We start from the raw sequence: 16,532 nt of genomic DNA, 5'->3' as shown, positions 1-16,532 counted from the left end.
GCCGTAGTACCGAAACAACAATTTTTCCGTTGGTGTTCGCCAGGGACTGTTCGCCCAAGGTGGCGCTTAGGGAATTGACCTAAACGGTCATCGTTCCGCGCAACTTGACAGTCACACCGCCGCTTCATCGAGGTCGACTGGCGCGGCACTCGTCTGTGCCACGTGGTCCACCTGTGCTTTTGCGTGAACAAGATGCGTCCGCACGCTCTACTCAAAAAGAACGGCATCGAGCGTCAAAACGAAGTGCCGCTCTGCGAAGGGATGATGTATTGCACCCTTCTCGCGATCGCATCTTTCAGATAGCTAAGTGCTCGGCTCCGTTCCAGGTCAACTGACCATCTTTTAAGTTTATTCTAAGTATCCACACTTAGACTGCGATGCAATATCGACGTGAACATGAGTGAAGACATGGCGCGTAATAAACAATCTAATGAACTTGACGGGTTGAAGCTTCGTGGATGCCGAATTTCATTGGAAATTCGCCATCCCTTTGGCCATACGTACCGGATCGTCGAGTGGCTGGATCGTACAGGCTGCGTCGTTCGACAAGCAGTCGGCCCTCACACAACGGCGACGGCCGTGATAGCGTTGATTCAGTCTGCGCCGTCTGGATCCCGACACCGGCTACGCGATGATGGGCCGGAGCCCCCAGCAAGTTTGCGCCGTCGTGGCAAGCCATCGCTATCGACGTGACCAGCAAACCAGCGTCTGATTTCACACGGGCGAGTGCCCGAGTTTGAATACGCTGACCGCCTGCCGAAGCGACGTAGCCTGATGCGCCATCGCCTGCGCAGCAGCCGACGCCTGCTCAACCAGCGCGGCATTTTGCTGCGTCACCGAGTCCATCTGTCCCACCGCCACGTTCACCTGCTCGATGCCCGTTCCCTGTTCGTCCGACGCCGACGCGATTTCCCCCATGATGTCCGTCAATTGCCTCACTGACTGAACGATGTCGGACATGGTCGCCCCCGCTCTCTCCACCTGCTCTGAGCCCTTTGCCACGCTTTCCACTGAACTGGTGATGAGTTCCTTGACCTCCTTGGCCGCGCTGGCACTGCGCTGGGCTAGCGTGCGCACTTCGCCTGCCACAACTGCAAAGCCACGGCCCTGTTCGCCCGCCCTGGCTGCCTCGACCGCGGCGTTCAGCGCAAGGATATTAGTCTGGAAAGCAATGCCTTCGATCACGGTGATGATGTCGGCCACCTTGCCCGAACTGGCCGATATTGCGCGCATGGAATCGACCACCTCATTCACCGCTTCGCCACCACGCGTCGCCACCTCGCATGCCTTTCCGGCAAGGGCGTTTGCCTGCTTCGCGTTTTCGGCGTTCTGACGTACGGTGGATGTCAACTCCTCCATGCTAGCTGCGGTTTCCTGCAGCGACGCCGCCTGTTCTTCCGTGCGCTGCGACAAGTCCAGGTTACCTTGCGCGATCTCGCCCGCCGAGTTCGTAATGGTTTCTGCCGTGGAATGGATATCCGAAACGATACCGCGCAGCTGCTGCCGCATTGATTCGACCGACGCCATCACGCTCGCCCGGTCATTCGGCGCAAGCGTAACGCGCGCATCCAGATCACCTTCCGCAACCCGTTGCACTGCTTTGGCAGCCTCAGCCGGCTCACCCCCCAACGCGCGCATGATACCCCGGGTGATGAAGACACCGAGCACGATGGAAATGACAACTGTAAGCGCGCCCGAGACGGCGAGCGCCAGCTTTGTCGACACCGTCATGCTGCTGACTTCGCCCGAACGCTGATCAAGCAAAGACTGTTCGGCGTTGCTCAGTTCTGCCGAAATGGCACGATAGCGGTCCATGAACTGCTTGTCGTTGCCCTGCTTAAAGTAGTCGATCAGACGGTCGAGAGGCTGCCTGCCGGCGTCGACATCCCGCCGCATCGCGATCAGCTTCTCGTCGATGTCTGCGACCTTCTGATGCATGTCGCGCAACGTTTCGAGGCGCTGCTGCTGCGCAGCGTTGTCTGCGGTCAGGCTGCGGGCGAGGTCGAACGAGTTCGCGAACTGCTTACGGCCGGCAGCATAGGGTTCGAGGAACCGCTCTTCGCCTGACACAACGAAGCCACGCACACCGGTTTCCATGTTCACCAGGTTCGTCAACATGTCGTCGTTGGCTCGCAGCACCTGATAGCTGTGAACATTCCATCCGTTTGCCTGATTAAGCTTTAGAAAATTAACTAACGATATCGCACTGCCGACTAACGATATGAGTACGACGAGGCCAAATGCCAAGCCGAGTTTTTTACTGACAGTCATGGATTTCATGCTTCGCTTTCGCCAAGTGGGGGGATATTACGTATGTCGGCACGCATCCAGTTCCCTTAAAGTTTTCTGCTCACGCCTGTCTTCAACGGTTCCCGCGAAGGTTTGAACTTCCGAAAAAGGCTGCTCCCGGAGAATTCAATCAAGAACAAATTTCTTTCGCAAACGATAAGAAAAGTTAATCGTATTTTTTTCGGTTTCCTGAAAAAGCTAGCCGATATACGTTGCGAAAGCACGCAGAAAACATTTACTCTCAGTACATTTTAAATCTCGACATTCGTCATCGGTTTCGTGAAACCGATCTGTGCTGGCATACGCGCAGCGCCATTAAGACGCGGCTGCCCCTCCCAACTCCTCGTCGAGTTTGCGATTCTTCATGGGCTTGCACTTTCGATAACATGCGATCGCGGGCAAGAGACATAAGCGATGAACGAAAGGGCGCAACCTGCGAAAAATGTTCGCGCTTCCCTGACCCGTGCCGTTCGCACCGTTAAATTTGGTGTAGGTAGCAGTGGCGTTTCGGAACGGCTGGAGTAAGCACTATCGAACACGCGCGTGCGCGGAAACCAGATCGGTACATCATCGTCGATGCCGTCCAGCATGCACCGCACGCGGTCGGCGATCCGCAGAAGATGCCTATAGACGATGCTAAAGAAATAGGTGTCTGGGAACTCGGCAGTCGTCGGCGTCGCTGAATAGCGCGCCAATTCAGGAACCTAATCGACGATCGAACTCACCACGGCGAACTGAGCCGGCGCAGGGTTTTTGGCAGCGACGGAGGACGTTGCCATCGCGAGTCGACTCTGCAGAGAGTGGAGGGTGAGACAAGGACTCATCGAAATCTATTCTGGCGCTCGATGCGCATCGTTCGACTCACAAGGCCTTTGCACTGCTGGATCCTGATGTGTACGGGCCTATCAAAGGCGAACTGCATACCCTTGTGGCGTCGGTTCAGAAAGCGCTCGACCAGAACATCACCGCAGATAACGGCCCGAATCTAAGCGCTAAGACATAGCAGCGGTGCAACGGTGCAGCGGTCGCAATGTCATGGTTACGACCGCCGCTCCACGCCACGATTGCCACTCAGATACCTGCGAGGCCTTGCAGGCTTATCTTTGACTGGGTGTTTGCCGGTTGCTCTCCAATCTTCGCAAGTGAACCATTGCTGCCAATCGAGTACGCGACAATCTTGTCGTCGCCCGCATAGTCCTGGTACAGGAACTTCCCGTCGGGGCTTATCCAGGAGTCGTTTGCGAATGCAGACGTCTGGCCCGCTACCGGTGTCTCCGTCGCCGCGACGGCATTCACGAGGCTCAGCTTGCCGGTGCCGTCAAGCGCGAACAGTGAAACAGCCCCACTGCCATTTCCCACATAAGCGAAGTGATTATCGGGTGTGAGAGAAATCCAGCACGGTGCCTGCTGCCCCGTAACTGTCACTGGTCCGCTAAGGACACTGAAAGCGCCAGCAGACGAGAAAGAGTATGAACTCGCTGTGCCACCTGCAGCTTCCGTCACCGCAAAGACAGACGACAACGGGCCCGACGCGAAGCGACCGCCAAACGGACCAACACCTGCTGAAGCGCTCGACACTGGCATTCCGAGGGAACCATCGCTGTTGATCGGGTACGCAAGGAGCATGTTAAGCGGCGTCACCGGAGATACAGACTTAAGAAAGCCATTCACGACGACAAATTTTCCGTCGGGGCTGATCGCGACCTGTGTCGGAAGGGCATCCTGATTCGCGACCACATACTGCGCAATCTGCGTCAACTTCCCGTCTTGTCCCACGCGATATGCGCCTAGCTCCTGCGCGCCCTGCTGATGGGTAACATAGAGCACGCCATTTGAAAATGCCAGCGAAGTTGGGCGTACACCACCTGTTGGCGATACAGCCTGCACCGTGAGGTCACCGGTCGCACCAATCGCGAACGTGGTGACGGAATTGTCGCCCGCATTCGCTACAAATAAGCGCGACTTGTCGGGCGACACAATGACGCTGTTGTTACTGGTCAATGCATCAGGAGCAGTGATGTTGCCCATGAAGTAATTGACGCCGTTTGTGCCCTTGCCGCCCGTCAGCACACTACCCTTTGCGACCAGGGTTCCGTCCTGATTTCGGGTGAAGTGAACCACGGCGTTGTTTGTATCATTTGTCTGTGCGAAGAGTTGCGCAACAGTCGTAGTGGGTTTGCTGTTATCCGATCCGCCACATGCCGCGAGGAAGACAGACATAGTTGCCGCCGCTGCCAGCCTGAGTTTCATTCTTCACCTATTTCTGGAGTTAGATGTTCGTCACCGGGGGAGTCGCCGTCTTTCGACAACCGACAAACACCTACTTCGTTCGCCAGAGGTGATTGGTTACACGCAAACAAAGAATGATCAATCATGCTCGCCGTATGCGGAGGTTCTCACGATAACGGCAACAACAGCGTCATTGTGAGCTTGGATGGATCCCGCCTTTTCGTTGCGAACGCAGGCAACAATTCCGTCAGCGTGTTTTCCGTCGATCGCAACGGCGCCAACCCAACACCCCTCGCGACATCGACAACGGGGGTGTTGTGCCAACGTCACTCGCGTTTGCAAACGGCGTGCTGTACATGACTAATCAGCACGGTTCGCAGCAGCTCGACGCCTATCGAGTCGGCTCGGACGGTAAGCTGACGGAGATCGGCCAGCACAGGACAATTCAGCCAAGCCTGCTCCCGACGCAGGTTGCACTGTCTCCCGACGGCAAGTATGTCGTTGTTGATGTACGAAGTCTCGCGACCGGCGGAACCGTTGCACCCTTCCGGACGTTTGATCGAAATCGTCAAAGAGATCTCCGTGTAACCTTTTATCTTCCGGGTGCGAATTAACCGGCAGGCCCTCCGCGTCGCCTGTCTGATGCGAAGTTGCCTTGCCACCTGCGCGCATCGCACGATAAGTACATGCATCCCTGAGGATTCGTCTCCTGCCTCGCAGAGACGCATGAGGCCAGATTGAAAACAGACACGCTAATCTCACTACTGGTATCAGATCTGGACCCGGTGGACCAGGTGGTCCCCTGGAGCCGCTTCTGGCCGTCGATAGCGTATGCAGTTGGCGCATCCTGTATCTTGATGGTGCTGCTCTACGGTCTTCATCCTGATCTTGAAGAGATGCTCTTTGCTCCCGTCTTCTGGGCGAAGTTAGCACTTCCCGTATCTCTCGCCGGCATCGTGGCGATGGTCACGATGCGCCTCTCCTATCCGGGCGTCCCGATTGGTGTTCCAGCCGTCTGCTGGATGCTCCCCATCCTGTGCGTCGCTTGCTGGGGAGCCTATCTGCTGGTGAACACGTCGACAGGCGAGCGCGCTTCGCTCATTCTCGGCCGCACATGGCGCACGTGCTCACTGAACATAACGCTCCTTTCCATCCCGGCCTTTATCGCAATCACCCGAACCCTGCGGAGCCTCGCGCCAACACGATTGAGAGTTGCCGGCGCTGCGGCAGGCCTATTGTCAGGTGCGCTCGGCGCAACGGTCTACTGCGCTCATTGCCCGGAGATGAGTCCCGTTTTCTGGGCGACCTGGTACGTGCCAGGCATGTGCGTTCCTGCAGTAGCAGGCGCATTGCTCGGACCTCGCTTGCTCCGATGGTAACTCGGCAATTTCGACAACACTTCAACCGTTCAATGATGATCTCTCGACTCGCCAACTACTTCCTCGGAAAAAATGAGGTGGCGCCGCCTTCTGACTACCGTCTCCTGACGAGTCTGTTATCGCTCGCGTGGGTCGTAGAGGCGCGCGACCCTTACACGGGTGGTCATCTATGGAGGGTCTCGAGATTTGCGAATATGCTGGCGCGCAAGGCAGGACTTTCCGATAAGGACGCGTGGGTCGTATCCATCGGTGGGTTCCTTCACGATCTGGGCAAAATTGCAGTCCCCGACGCGGTATTGAAGAAAGCCGACAGGCTTACGGATGAGGAGTTCGCCGCAATCAAGACACATCCAGACGTCGGCCGGACGCTGCTCGCGCAGCACCCTCTGGGCGCGGTTGTTCTCGACGCCGTGTATTCGCATCATGAGCGTCCCGATGGCAAGGGCTACCCTCAGGGCCTTTCCGGCAGCGCCATCCCTCGAGCTTCGGCAATCATCGGCATCTGCGACGCGTTCGACGCGATGACGAGCAATCGCCCGTATCGCAAAGGGATGCCCGTTGAGCAAGCGCTATCGATCATCGCCAAGAATCTTGGCACGCAATTCGACCGGCAATTTGGCGAAGCATTCCTGCAACTGGGCAGGGCTGAAAATCTTTACCACATTGTCGAACATAGCGACGAAGGCATTCCGCTTCAGCGTTGTTTTGGATGTGGCCCGACCATGGTGGTCAAACGAGAAACCACTGTCGGCGCATCCATTTTTTGCCCCGTCTGTCACGGTGGCTACACCTTCACCGGACTTCTGGCTATCCCCGAGCCGTCGGGCAAGCTGGCGAACGCTGCGGATATCCAGGCAGATCCGGACGAAGAACTGATCGCACGAATCGTCGGCAAGGCGTGGGATACGTACCTCGCGCCCCTGGCGCGGTAGCAAAGCCGTGGCCTCAGACCTGTAAGCCCAGCAATGCGTGCACGGGGCGCAGTAATCCTGTGAGAAGCGCACGCTCGGGCCGGGCGCGTGCAAGCACCCGTATTCCGAGCAACGTACTCAAAAGAATGCGCGCAAGGTCATCAGCGGACTGGTCGTCGGAGATATGGCCGCTGCGCTGACCTGCGGATACGCAACGTCGAAAAAAATCTTCAACCTCTACGAGGACACCAGCGATCGTTTCCTGGAACTCGGGATCGTGAGGCGCGACCTCAAGCGCTGAGTTAATCAGGAGGCACCCCTTTCGGTCTTCGTCAGAAATCGAGCGATCGACGATTTCGTCAAAGAACGCGACGATTGCATCTCGCGGCGGCAGTTGCTCAAAGCGCGATACCCGGTCGCCGAAGCTCTTTGCAACGTAATGTGCCAGTGCCTTTCGGAACAGGGAGCGCTTGTCTCCGAATGCGTTGTATAGGCTGGCGCCCGTCATTCCCATGCTCTGTGCAAGGTCTCGCACCGACGTCGCTTCGTAACCGTAAAGCCAGAACTGGTGGACGGCCGCGTCTAGCACCGCTGTTTCGTCAAACTCCCTCGGTCGAGCCATAGATTCCTCTTTCCATTAACCGATGCTACCGGGGCGTGATGTTGCATGCAATTTTCCGTTCGGCTATTCTAAAGCAATCGTTCTAAAACTACCCAATGTGAATCGATTTTCTGCGCTGTCGTGCGCTGCGCCCGTATCCCGGGTGGACCAACGCATCGCAGCGGGGAATGCCACAGCCTTTCATGCTCATCCCTCGCTTCCTAGGTGGCAGCGAATCTGCTTTCGACTGGGCGTGTAATCGCACTCACGTTCATCCAACGACCCGTCTCACATAGAACATCAGAGCTATGGAAATACAGCAAAAGCGCGTCTTGATAACTGGGGGTTCGAGCGGAATCGGACTTGCACTGGCGCACTCGCTCGGCTCGGCTGGAGCCCGCATCGTAATCACCGGCAGACGGGCCGCCGTTCTCGATGACGCGGTGAAACAGCTGGCTGCAGCTGGCATCGCGGCGAGCGCAGTCGTCGCGGATGCGTCAACAGATTCCGGCCGTGCGGCAACGTTGAATGGCGCTCTTGACGCGCTCGGAGGCCTGGACGTTTTGGTCAATAACGCCGGCGGCGTACGGGCAGGACGGCTGGAAGACACGACGGAAGCGGAAATCCGCGCGATGATAGACGTCGACCTGCTGGCTCCGATTCTGTTGACCCAGGCTGCCTTGCCGAAGCTGCGCGAGAGCGGTGAAGGGCTCGTGATCAATGTTGCATCCGGCATCGCGCTGATCGGTATGCCCTTTTACACAACCTATGCGGCAGTAAAGGCTGGGCTCTCCCGGTTTGGCGAGGCGTTGCGCCGCGAACTCGCGGATGAAGGTGTACATGTCATGACCGTGTATCCAGGGGCAACCGATACACCGATGATGCAGACGTCGAAAGCTGGCCCAGACCTGGGATTTGTGCGCGAACCAGCGTCAGCGGTGGCCGAGGCAATCCTGGATGGCATCCGTACCAACGCTTTCGAGGTCATCCGGGGCGGCCAGGCACGAGCAGAGATGATTGCCCGCAACAGAGAAGACCCAGCAGCCCTGGACCGGCGGTTCGCCGGTCTCAAATCGCAACTCGCGGAGGCGGTTCGCGATCATTCGGCGCTGTGAAGCTGGGGAAAGCTCTTGTACAACGCCGAAACCAGTCTGAAAGCGTCTTTCCGGTCGGGACTTGAAGGAAACGCCAGTGCGTATCGCAACTTCCTCGCAGATCTGACCCGCCACCTTCGCGGCTATTTGCGAAAGCGTCTGCCCCACATGCAGGATGACGTCGAAGACCTGATACAGGAAATCCTTTTGGCCGTACATAATGCTCGCCACACCTATCGACCTGACGAACCGCTGACGGCCTGGATACATGCAATAGCCCGGTATAAACTCACGGACTATTTCCGGACCCGAGCGCGCAAAGACGCCTTGACTGATTCTATCGACGACCAGGACGATATTTTTGCATCGACGGACGATGAGCCCGCCGATGCACGCCGGGATATCGGCAAGTTGCTGGCGAGTCTGCCGGCCAAGCAGAAAATGTCGATCCTGCATGTCAAGCTGGAAGGACGATCCGTTGCTGAGACTGCGCATCTGACCGGATTGTCCGAAGCTTCCGTCAAGGTCAGTGTTCACCGGGGACTGAAAGCACTTGCCGCCCTGGTAAGAGGCACAGCATGAAAACAGAAGAACTTGTCGACCTGCTCGCGACCGGGGCAGAGCCTGTGAGCCGCGATACAGCAGCGCGTCGCTTTACTTTGGCGTTGCTCGTTGCCGCCCTTGGCGCACTGTTGCTAATGCAGTGGAAATTCGGGCTGCGCCCGGATTTGGCATCCGTCGCATACACTGGATTGTTCCTCGCGAAGATTGCTCTTCCCACGTGTATTGCGATTGGCGCCCTTATTGCCACTACTCGCCTTTCACGACCGGGAGCGAAAATCGGCAGAGCGCAGTTGCTGGTGGGTATGCCGATAGCTTTGGTCTGGTTAGCGGGCGCGATATTTGTCTGCATGGCAGAACCGCAAGACCGCCCTCTTCTTCTGTTCGGGATGTCCTGGCGAACCTGCCCATTCAACATTCTGATGCTCTCGATTCCGGGCTTTATCGCTGTGTTCGTCGCGGTGAAGAGCCTCGCACCAACGAACCTTAGACTGGCTGGCGCGTCGGCAGGATTGCTATCCAGTTCCATCGCCACCATCGCGTACTGCCTTCATTGCCCGGAAATGAGCCCGGCTTTCTGGAGCATCTGGTATGTGCTGGGGATGGTCCTCGTTGCTGCCCTGGGTGCCGCACTCGGGCCAAAGCTGCTGCGCTGGTAATCCTCTCCAGTCGTTAGCGACGTGTGCGCATCAGAAAGCCAGATACTGCATGGTCCGGCTAGATGATGCGGTTTCGTGTGCATAAACGTGCGCACCTATTTCCAGAAGTGTGTCGCGAGTGCTGGTATTGTTCGTAACGAACTGCCAGTTCGCTGGTTCCACACCCGCTCCAGCGTCTCTATCGATGCGAGCTAGCGCGTCAGTCATCACGTCACGCTGTATCGAATGGATGACGAAGCCTTCGTTCGCAAGCGATGCGACTCCGATTCCAAGCTCATCACAAAGCCGCGCCCTGATCCCGGCGTCATGATAGTCGTTGAGACGAAATCGCTCGGCAGCAATCACCGTTGCAGAATTCACCAACCGGCCGCCCTGCAAGAATGTTGGCTGGTCTGCTGCCCAGGCTTCCGATGGACACGACTTGGAAGCAGGAACCAACTCAATGAACGGATTCACTTCAGCGGGATAGATACGGCATGCAAGCGGTCGTGCTTCGTATGCCCCGCATCGCATGTCCGGCAGCAGATTCGGACACGGCCCATCGAACGAAGCAACAACGCTCACGACAACGCGAATTGGCAGGTCTCCGCTCAACGCCGCGAAAGACCTGCGTCGTTTGTGGCGTGCCTGCAGATTGCTTTCTTCGGGTTCAACAGGCCATGGAATTGCTTCGCAGAACAGTTGCACGTCTCCTCCGCGTCGAAGCCACTCTCCGGCTTCGCTGAGACTCAGAGGAAGCCGTAGGCCGTGGCAACACTTGCCGCACATCGTGCACGAGAAATGGACCGTCATGTCTTTGGATCCGACCGGTTGTGGATTGTGAATCGCCTTATGCCCATCTCGCCCTGTTCGCGAGAAGCTGGTCTATCGAAATCTTGCCCGGCCCCCACGCTGCGATCGCGAGCGCCATCGCGGCCCAGGTGATGTGGATCGGCCATCCGTCAGGAACGGTGATTTCGATAATGCAAGTCATGAGAAACAGGCCTACTGCTGCAAAACGCGTACCGAATCCAAGCACGAGCAGCACGGGAAACATGACTTCGCCGCAGCCAGATAAAAACGCAAACACCGCCGGCATCGGGTAATGGTACGGCCCTCCCGGCAAATGCAACTGGAATTCATCAGTGAAGAGGGTGATAGCTGTATCGTTCAATTTCAGAAAGCCATGCCACTTGAGCATGCCTGATTTCCAGAACGGCACCGAAAGCGCTAACCGTAGCACGAGCTGTGTCAACGAGGTTTGTGCCAGCGTCTGGATGAACCGGCTCGCGATGCCGATGAGAGTGGCCACATTCGCACCATCGGTTCGGTCGTTCGATTGTCTTTGAGAAATCATCATGAATCTCCGAATTTGATCCCGGTAAAGGCTCCGGACTCGATCATTCCTGCCAGGTTGCCCTGCAGGTCAAAGGAAGACGTCTCTTCGAACGCCGCTGATACGGCCTCGCCGAGAGACGCGCCATCAATCAGCGCTTTGAGGAACACCGCACCACCTGGTGGAAGCCTGGACACAAGAACATCCTGATCTGGCCTCGTCAACAGAGCGTCCTCGCTTTCAGCCGAGCAGATGGGAGTGACCGGTTCATCACGACGGTTCATCGCGAAAATGGAGACGGCCGGATAGTTAGAGCGCGTCACGCACGCAGATGGATGAGGCGTGAAGCACAGCGACCCGATGCGGTCAGGGGCGACCGCCGAGAACACCTCCTGACTCATGGCCTGCCCATCCGCTGCGTGATACGCATCGAGCCACGCGCGCTCGATACGAGCGACATCGGCAAGCCACGGCATTTCCCGCGCGTGTTCGTAGCTTTCTATGAAAGCCGGGAAGTCGCGACCGTACTCAAACAGCAAAGGCGAAGCCGGCGGCGTCACACGAACATGAAAACGCGCCATCGCCCTAAAGAATTCAGTTCCTGTTATGCGTCGCACGGCAGGATACACGGCAGCAAGTGCATCAATCAGGCTTACAGTAACGTTGTTTCGATACACGTTGTAACGCAACGCCACGCCCTTCCCGTCTCTCGCAACCACGTCGTCCGGCGGCGGCGCCATTGGATCAAGTAGCCCGGAGACGAATGAGGCGGCATAACTCGGGTCGGCTACATCGCCGTGCAGTTCAGAGATCATGGACTGCCTCCTCCGTGCTATTTGCGCTGGTTCTCATCATCCGAATGCGGGCCTGCATGACCTGATTCCAGAGCACTTTCCATTCGGGCAGGTCACTGTCCCATTCAATCAGCGTAGGCATCGGGCCGCGCTGTTCAATGACGTGCTCATAGAGACTCCATACCGCGTCAGAGACAGCCCGGTCGTGGCTGTCTATCAGTAGCCGATCACCTTCGTCATCGAGTTGCTCGGCGTGCCCGGCGAGATGAATCTCTCCAACAACATCCAGCGGAAACTGTTCCAGATAAGTGCGCGCGTCGTAGCCGTGATTCGTCGCGGACACGAACACGTTGTTCAGGTCGAGCAAAAGACCACAGCCCGTCCGATCTGCCACTGTCTTCAGGAACTCAGATTCCGTCATCGTTGACGACGCAAAGCGAACGTAGGTAGATGGATTCTCAAGCAGGAGCGGACGACGAATTACGTCCTGAATCTGGTCAACATGAGCGCAAACCAGTGCGAGCGTTTCTCGTGTGTATGGCAGCGGCAGCAAATCGTTAAAGAAAGCGCCACCATGACTTGACCACGCAAGATGTTCAGAGACTAGTGTCGGCTCGTACCGTAAGCACACGTCGCGAAATCGCTTCAGGTGTGCGGAGTCGAGCGGTCGAGGGCCGCCAATCGACATGCACACACCGTGAACCGACAATGGATGTTCGCGCCGCAAGCTTTCCAATGCACGATGCGGAGGTCCGCCAGCGCCCATATAGTTTTCGGCGTGAACTTCGAAGAACGTTTCCTGAGGTCGCGCATCAAGAATGTCGGCAAGATGCTCGTGCTTAAAACTGGTGCCGATCCGTCTCGAGTCGTTCGAAGCTGGGAATCGAAGACGTTGATGAACGGCAACGACATCTGCGTGGGCCATCGTTCTCATCGCGAGTCTCCGATTCCAGCCGACGACGTTAGGACTTCATGGGCGTAAGCGAGCCGTGACCACCGCCGGGAACCGAGATGCTGGTGCACGTGCCGCCTTGAACGAACTTCCACGAATTGCCCTGGAAATCGACCGACGACGTACCCTGACAGGTGGTGCCCGGACCCGCAGCGCAGTCGTTTTGGCCTTTCAGTGCTACCCCGTAGCACTTTTCCTTGTGCGCTGCCGTAGCCGCCGAAACTTCGGCGTTTGTGAGAGGCGCAGCATTGGCAACGGACGACAGCAGGCTGGCAACCGCGCCTGCAAGCAACGCTGCATTCACAACTGTCTTTGCGGACATGTTTCTCTCCAGTAGTTTGTTGGTGGTACCCAATGCGAGTACCTAAGTAAATTCGCGTCTGGAGAGATTCGGTTACATCGATATGGAAATCTTTTTAAACCTGTGTCAGCGAACAGTCCGAAGAAAGCTCAGCCTGCCACGTCGTCGGCTCACTGCCTGGCGCACGAGCGAGTGGTACCGCGCGAACGAATTCGCATGTTCATGCTTTCCGAGCAATGGGACTGGCAGAACGACGCCTGTTTTGTCGGGTTCCGTTGTCACGATATTTAGCTGACGCAACGTCAGGCGAAGAAGGCTTCACTGGGGCTACCTGCTAACGATGTCTTTGCATCGCGTACCCGCCGTAGACTTGACGGTCCCCGAAAACGCGACTCCTTCGGTCGTCGATATGCCCGTTTTTAATATCCACTTTCCGATGTAACCGGCTGCGTGTCGAGAACGAATTAACTTGACGGTGATGACACTAGCTGCAGTGAAGTGCGCAGGAGAAGCTTCGACGCACAGAATGGTTGGTCAACAACTATGTACGTGATGAAGACCGCCCAGCGTCGTCGCCATAACAATGTGCAAACGGGGCGAACATGAAATTTCCAACTCAAAGCCTGCGAGCAACGGTGATCACCGGGTTTGGTGTCGTGATCGTCGCACTCGTTACCTTAGCCGCAGTTTCCATCGCTCAGGTCCAAAGTATTCGGGAACGGCTCGACGATGTTATCGATCTGAACGGGGTCAAGGAACGATACGCGATCAATTTTCGAGGAAGCGTACACGACCGCTCGATCGCCTTGCGTGACGTGACCTTGGTGGGGAAGGACGAACTTCCATCTGTCGTTCAGAACATCAGAAAGCTCCAGCATGACTATGACCAGTCATCGGAGCCGCTCGAAAAGATTTTTCTGAATGGGTCGCACGTCAACGATGAAGAGAAATCAATTTACGCCGGAATCAAGGCGGCGCAGACACGCGCACTGCCCCTGATCGACCAGGTCGTCGACCTGCAGTCAAAAGGTGATTTGGACGAAGCTCGAAGGGTTCTGCTTGACAGTGCGAGACCCGCACTCGTCGCATGGCTTGCTTCCGTCAATACCATGATTGACTATGAAGAATCTCTCAGCGCCACCGAAGGTGACGAAGCACGGGAAATCAGTGTCAAGTTCGGGATCTTGATGGCCGGCCTGGCCGCCGCCGCGAGCATCCTGAGCTTCGGTGTCGTCTGGTATGTAACTCGCAAGATTTCCCGGACCCTTGGCGCCGACCCGCGTGCAATGATCGCATTCGCAAGCGCGATCCGAGATGGTGACCTCTCACGACCGTCTCCCGCGCGACCTGACGATGCCAGCAGCGTCATGGCAACGGTCGCAGCGATGCGCGACAGTCTCACAAACATCGTCGACCAGGTCCGCGTAGCCGCTGGCGGTGTCGTGCAAGCCAGCCGCGAGATCGCAGATGGAACTAATGATCTTGGTGCGCGCACGAGCAGGCAGGCCGCAGCACTGGAGCAGGCCACAAACGCATTGGGCGAATTCGATTCGAGCGTTTCAGCAAATGCAGCGAACTCGAATCAGGCGGATGAGCTGGCGAACAAGGCATCTCTCACTGCAGGCAACGGAGGAGACGCAGTCGGGCGTGTCGTAGAAACCATGCATGGAATCGACGCGTCGTCCCGACGCATTGGAGAGATCGTCTCGGCCATTGACGCCATTGCTTTTCAGACGAACATTCTCGCCCTGAACGCTGCCGTCGAAGCGGCGAAGGCCGGCGGTCACGGAAAGGGGTTTGCAGTGGTCGCCGGCGAGGTGCGGATACTTGCCCAGAGAAGCGCCGAGGCTGCAAAGGAAATTAAATCGCTCGTCAAAGAGAGCGACGCACGCGTCAGCGAAGGCGGCAGGATGGTTCAGATTGCAGGGCAAACTATCGAAGAAGTGATTGTTGCCTCGAGAAACGTGACTTCCATAATGGGCGAGATCAACGACGCCTGTCGGCTGCAAACCCAACAAATTGGAGAGGTCCGCAGCATGATTGAACATCTTGAAGGCACTACACAGCAAAACGTGGCCTTGGTCGAACAGTCCGGGACCGCGACCGAAATGCTCATCGCTCAAGCCGAGAGGTTGTTGGACACCGTCAGTGTCTTCAAGACTTCGGCCCGCAAGGAACAGCATGGCTAATGATTGAGCGCAGTCGGCATGCGTTGGACGTAGTCGCTATAGAGACTGGATTCCGCGACGTTCGCGATAACCTGGGACTCGCCTCAATCGGAACCACAAGTCTGTATCTGCACTCGGAGGACGACGAGCGTCACGAGTCAACGAATGCGCGTCACCGGCTTTCATGCTGAGGTGAATGGACAACGCCGCACGTACCCCCCGCGTCGTCTTCCGGCCCAGGATGTTTCGTTTACGTGCGTGTCCCCGCATGGCTCCGTTCCCTGTTGGCGTGCGTCTATTGGTGAATCGACCGTACAACCGCGGTTATTGCACCGATTTTGGTATTGATCACGACAAGTTACGTAACAAATACTACTAATTCACCCAAATCAGGGTAACGATGCACGAAACCTGCCGAAACGGGCAATAACACTAGGCTTAGGTCAATTATCGTGAAACGTTACCTCAAGTTGAACAGGTAAGTGTTTGTATCAAAACAAGAAAAACGTCTTCGCTTTCTTCGCTCGATTGTTTCACAGGTATGCATAAACAGGATCGGAGCGCATAGGCCGCATGAACAGAAACAACAGATGGCAGGCCTGGGCATTAGGGCGCAGTCGTCCATCGCACGGCTCGACCTTCTGACGAGGGACGTGCGCGGGAACTCGCTAGCCTAATGAAGGAAGGAATCCTGCCATGGAAAATAAAATCGTTATAGATCAATTATTTATCAAAGTTGAGGCGGCAGGGCTTTTACCCTCGTCGCACGGGTTTCTTGACCAGCATGGGGTTTTCTTGAGGTTGTTTCACGTTTCGGCTGCAAGTCTTTGCAGGGAAATGCTTTTTGCGCGAGGGGTGAACGCGGGCACCGTTTGAGACCGTTTGAGGGGTCGTAGGCGGGTTTGGCTTTGGCCTGTTGGTATGCCGCGTCTCCTGGACGTCGCGGGCGCCTGTAGAGGCATTCTGTTGGAAGACAGGCTAGTTGCTCCGGGGTTGTCCATTTATGCGTTGCCACGGATGTTCATTCAGTAACGCTTATTAATTTTGAGATAGGGCCGTGCGGCCCGGGGTGGCGATGCCACCGAAGCGCGGCTTGCAGACAAACGGAGCAGTGTCTGCATATCCGCGCCAGCGGGTCTCACTGCAACTCGTGGTTAAGTACACGATGTCGAGCGGTCGAACGCTTTCGCCACTCGTAGCCATCTTGCGGATATTCTCGCTCCTGCTCCTGCTCCTGCTCCTGCTCCTGCTCCTGCTCCTGCTCCTGCTCCTGCTCCTG

17 protein-coding genes and 1 pseudogene are annotated in these 16,532 nt (G+C 56.8%); 10 read left to right on the top strand and 8 right to left on the bottom strand.

Annotated features, from left to right (window positions below; all coding sequences use genetic code 11):
- Positions 1 to 396: 396 nt before the first annotated feature.
- Complete coding sequence (locus KFO72_RS42530) at positions 397 to 693, top strand: DUF2866 domain-containing protein (RefSeq protein ID WP_412101779.1); 297 nt, start codon at positions 397 to 399, stop codon at positions 691 to 693.
- A gap of 21 nt (positions 694 to 714) precedes the next feature.
- Here the strand turns inward: KFO72_RS42530 and KFO72_RS12615 are convergent, their stop codons facing one another.
- Complete coding sequence (locus KFO72_RS12615; RefSeq protein WP_225032252.1) at positions 715 to 2,280, bottom strand: methyl-accepting chemotaxis protein; 1,566 nt, start codon at positions 2,278 to 2,280, stop codon at positions 715 to 717.
- A gap of 539 nt (positions 2,281 to 2,819) precedes the next feature.
- Between KFO72_RS12615 and KFO72_RS42525 the strand changes: the two are divergent.
- Positions 2,820 to 2,957, top strand: a pseudogene (locus tag KFO72_RS42525) (aminotransferase); the annotation flags it as partial.
- A gap of 403 nt (positions 2,958 to 3,360) precedes the next feature.
- Here the strand turns inward: KFO72_RS42525 and KFO72_RS12610 are convergent.
- Positions 3,361 to 4,539: a lactonase family protein gene (locus KFO72_RS12610; protein WP_225032251.1), complete on the bottom strand. Its 1,179-nt coding sequence runs from the start codon at positions 4,537 to 4,539 to the stop codon at positions 3,361 to 3,363.
- 335 nt (positions 4,540 to 4,874) lie between these two features.
- Between KFO72_RS12610 and KFO72_RS12605 the strand changes: the two genes are divergently transcribed.
- From KFO72_RS12605 to KFO72_RS12595, 3 genes are all read left to right on the top strand, one after another.
- Entirely contained in the window at positions 4,875 to 5,132 is a 258-nt protein-coding gene (locus tag KFO72_RS12605; protein WP_225032250.1) for a lactonase family protein, read from the top strand.
- Positions 5,133 to 5,255: 123 nt separating this feature from the next.
- The gene (locus tag KFO72_RS12600; RefSeq protein ID WP_054931395.1) at positions 5,256 to 5,897 is read left to right on the top strand and encodes a DUF1109 domain-containing protein; all 642 of its coding nucleotides are present in this window, start codon (positions 5,256 to 5,258) and stop codon (positions 5,895 to 5,897) included.
- Positions 5,891 to 6,829 (top strand): HD-GYP domain-containing protein, encoded by a 939-nt coding sequence (locus KFO72_RS12595; protein ID WP_318248447.1) that lies wholly within the window; start codon positions 5,891 to 5,893, stop codon positions 6,827 to 6,829. Before KFO72_RS12600 ends, KFO72_RS12595 begins: the two co-directional genes overlap by 7 nt.
- A 13-nt stretch (positions 6,830 to 6,842) precedes the next feature.
- Here the strand turns inward: KFO72_RS12595 and KFO72_RS12590 are convergent, their stop codons facing one another.
- Complete coding sequence (locus KFO72_RS12590; protein ID WP_060609582.1) at positions 6,843 to 7,430, bottom strand: TetR/AcrR family transcriptional regulator; 588 nt, start codon at positions 7,428 to 7,430, stop codon at positions 6,843 to 6,845.
- Positions 7,431 to 7,717: 287 nt separating this feature from the next.
- Between KFO72_RS12590 and KFO72_RS12585 the strand changes: the two genes are divergently transcribed.
- The 3 genes from KFO72_RS12585 to KFO72_RS12575 are packed head-to-tail and all read left to right on the top strand — an operon-like array spanning position 7,718 to position 9,723.
- Complete coding sequence (locus tag KFO72_RS12585) at positions 7,718 to 8,524, top strand: SDR family NAD(P)-dependent oxidoreductase (protein ID WP_225032249.1); 807 nt, start codon at positions 7,718 to 7,720, stop codon at positions 8,522 to 8,524.
- A gap of 15 nt (positions 8,525 to 8,539) precedes the next feature.
- On the top strand, positions 8,540 to 9,085 hold the full coding sequence (locus KFO72_RS12580; protein ID WP_082670530.1) for a sigma-70 family RNA polymerase sigma factor: 546 nt from the start codon (positions 8,540 to 8,542) through the stop codon (positions 9,083 to 9,085).
- Complete coding sequence (locus KFO72_RS12575; RefSeq protein WP_107202504.1) at positions 9,082 to 9,723, top strand: DUF1109 domain-containing protein; 642 nt, start codon at positions 9,082 to 9,084, stop codon at positions 9,721 to 9,723. The genes KFO72_RS12580 and KFO72_RS12575 overlap by 4 nt, the downstream gene beginning before the upstream one ends.
- A 30-nt stretch (positions 9,724 to 9,753) precedes the next feature.
- Here KFO72_RS12575 and KFO72_RS12570 read toward each other — a convergent pair whose 3' ends face one another.
- The 5 genes from KFO72_RS12570 to KFO72_RS12550 all read right to left on the bottom strand — a co-directional run bounded on the left by KFO72_RS12570 (position 9,754) and on the right by KFO72_RS12550 (position 13,106).
- A complete protein-coding gene (locus KFO72_RS12570; protein WP_225032289.1) occupies positions 9,754 to 10,491 on the bottom strand; it encodes a YkgJ family cysteine cluster protein in 738 nt (245 codons plus the stop codon).
- 61 nt (positions 10,492 to 10,552) lie between these two features.
- Positions 10,553 to 11,059: a DoxX family protein gene (locus tag KFO72_RS12565; protein WP_225032288.1), complete on the bottom strand. Its 507-nt coding sequence runs from the start codon at positions 11,057 to 11,059 to the stop codon at positions 10,553 to 10,555.
- Positions 11,059 to 11,841, bottom strand: coding sequence for a DUF2063 domain-containing protein (locus KFO72_RS12560; RefSeq protein WP_412101780.1), 783 nt, complete (start codon positions 11,839 to 11,841; stop codon positions 11,059 to 11,061). Before KFO72_RS12560 ends, KFO72_RS12565 begins: the two co-directional genes overlap by 1 nt.
- Position 11,842: 1 nt before the next feature.
- The gene (locus KFO72_RS12555; RefSeq protein WP_225032247.1) at positions 11,843 to 12,766 is read right to left on the bottom strand and encodes a DUF692 domain-containing protein; all 924 of its coding nucleotides are present in this window, start codon (positions 12,764 to 12,766) and stop codon (positions 11,843 to 11,845) included.
- A gap of 28 nt (positions 12,767 to 12,794) precedes the next feature.
- Positions 12,795 to 13,106, bottom strand: coding sequence for a DUF2282 domain-containing protein (locus KFO72_RS12550; protein ID WP_054931389.1), 312 nt, complete (start codon positions 13,104 to 13,106; stop codon positions 12,795 to 12,797).
- 581 nt (positions 13,107 to 13,687) lie between these two features.
- Here KFO72_RS12550 and KFO72_RS12545 point away from each other — a divergent pair.
- A complete protein-coding gene (locus KFO72_RS12545; RefSeq protein ID WP_225032246.1) occupies positions 13,688 to 15,274 on the top strand; it encodes a methyl-accepting chemotaxis protein in 1,587 nt (528 codons plus the stop codon).
- A gap of 675 nt (positions 15,275 to 15,949) precedes the next feature.
- The gene (locus KFO72_RS12540; protein ID WP_225032245.1) at positions 15,950 to 16,129 is read left to right on the top strand and encodes a hypothetical protein; all 180 of its coding nucleotides are present in this window, start codon (positions 15,950 to 15,952) and stop codon (positions 16,127 to 16,129) included.
- The last annotated feature ends 403 nt before the right edge of the window (positions 16,130 to 16,532 follow it).

Source organism: Paraburkholderia sp. XV, assembly GCF_020177535.1.
Classification (GTDB): domain Bacteria; phylum Pseudomonadota; class Gammaproteobacteria; order Burkholderiales; family Burkholderiaceae; genus Paraburkholderia; species Paraburkholderia caribensis.
The sequence above is the reverse complement of the archived record's forward strand: the minus strand, read 5'-3'. Positions and strand labels throughout refer to the sequence as shown.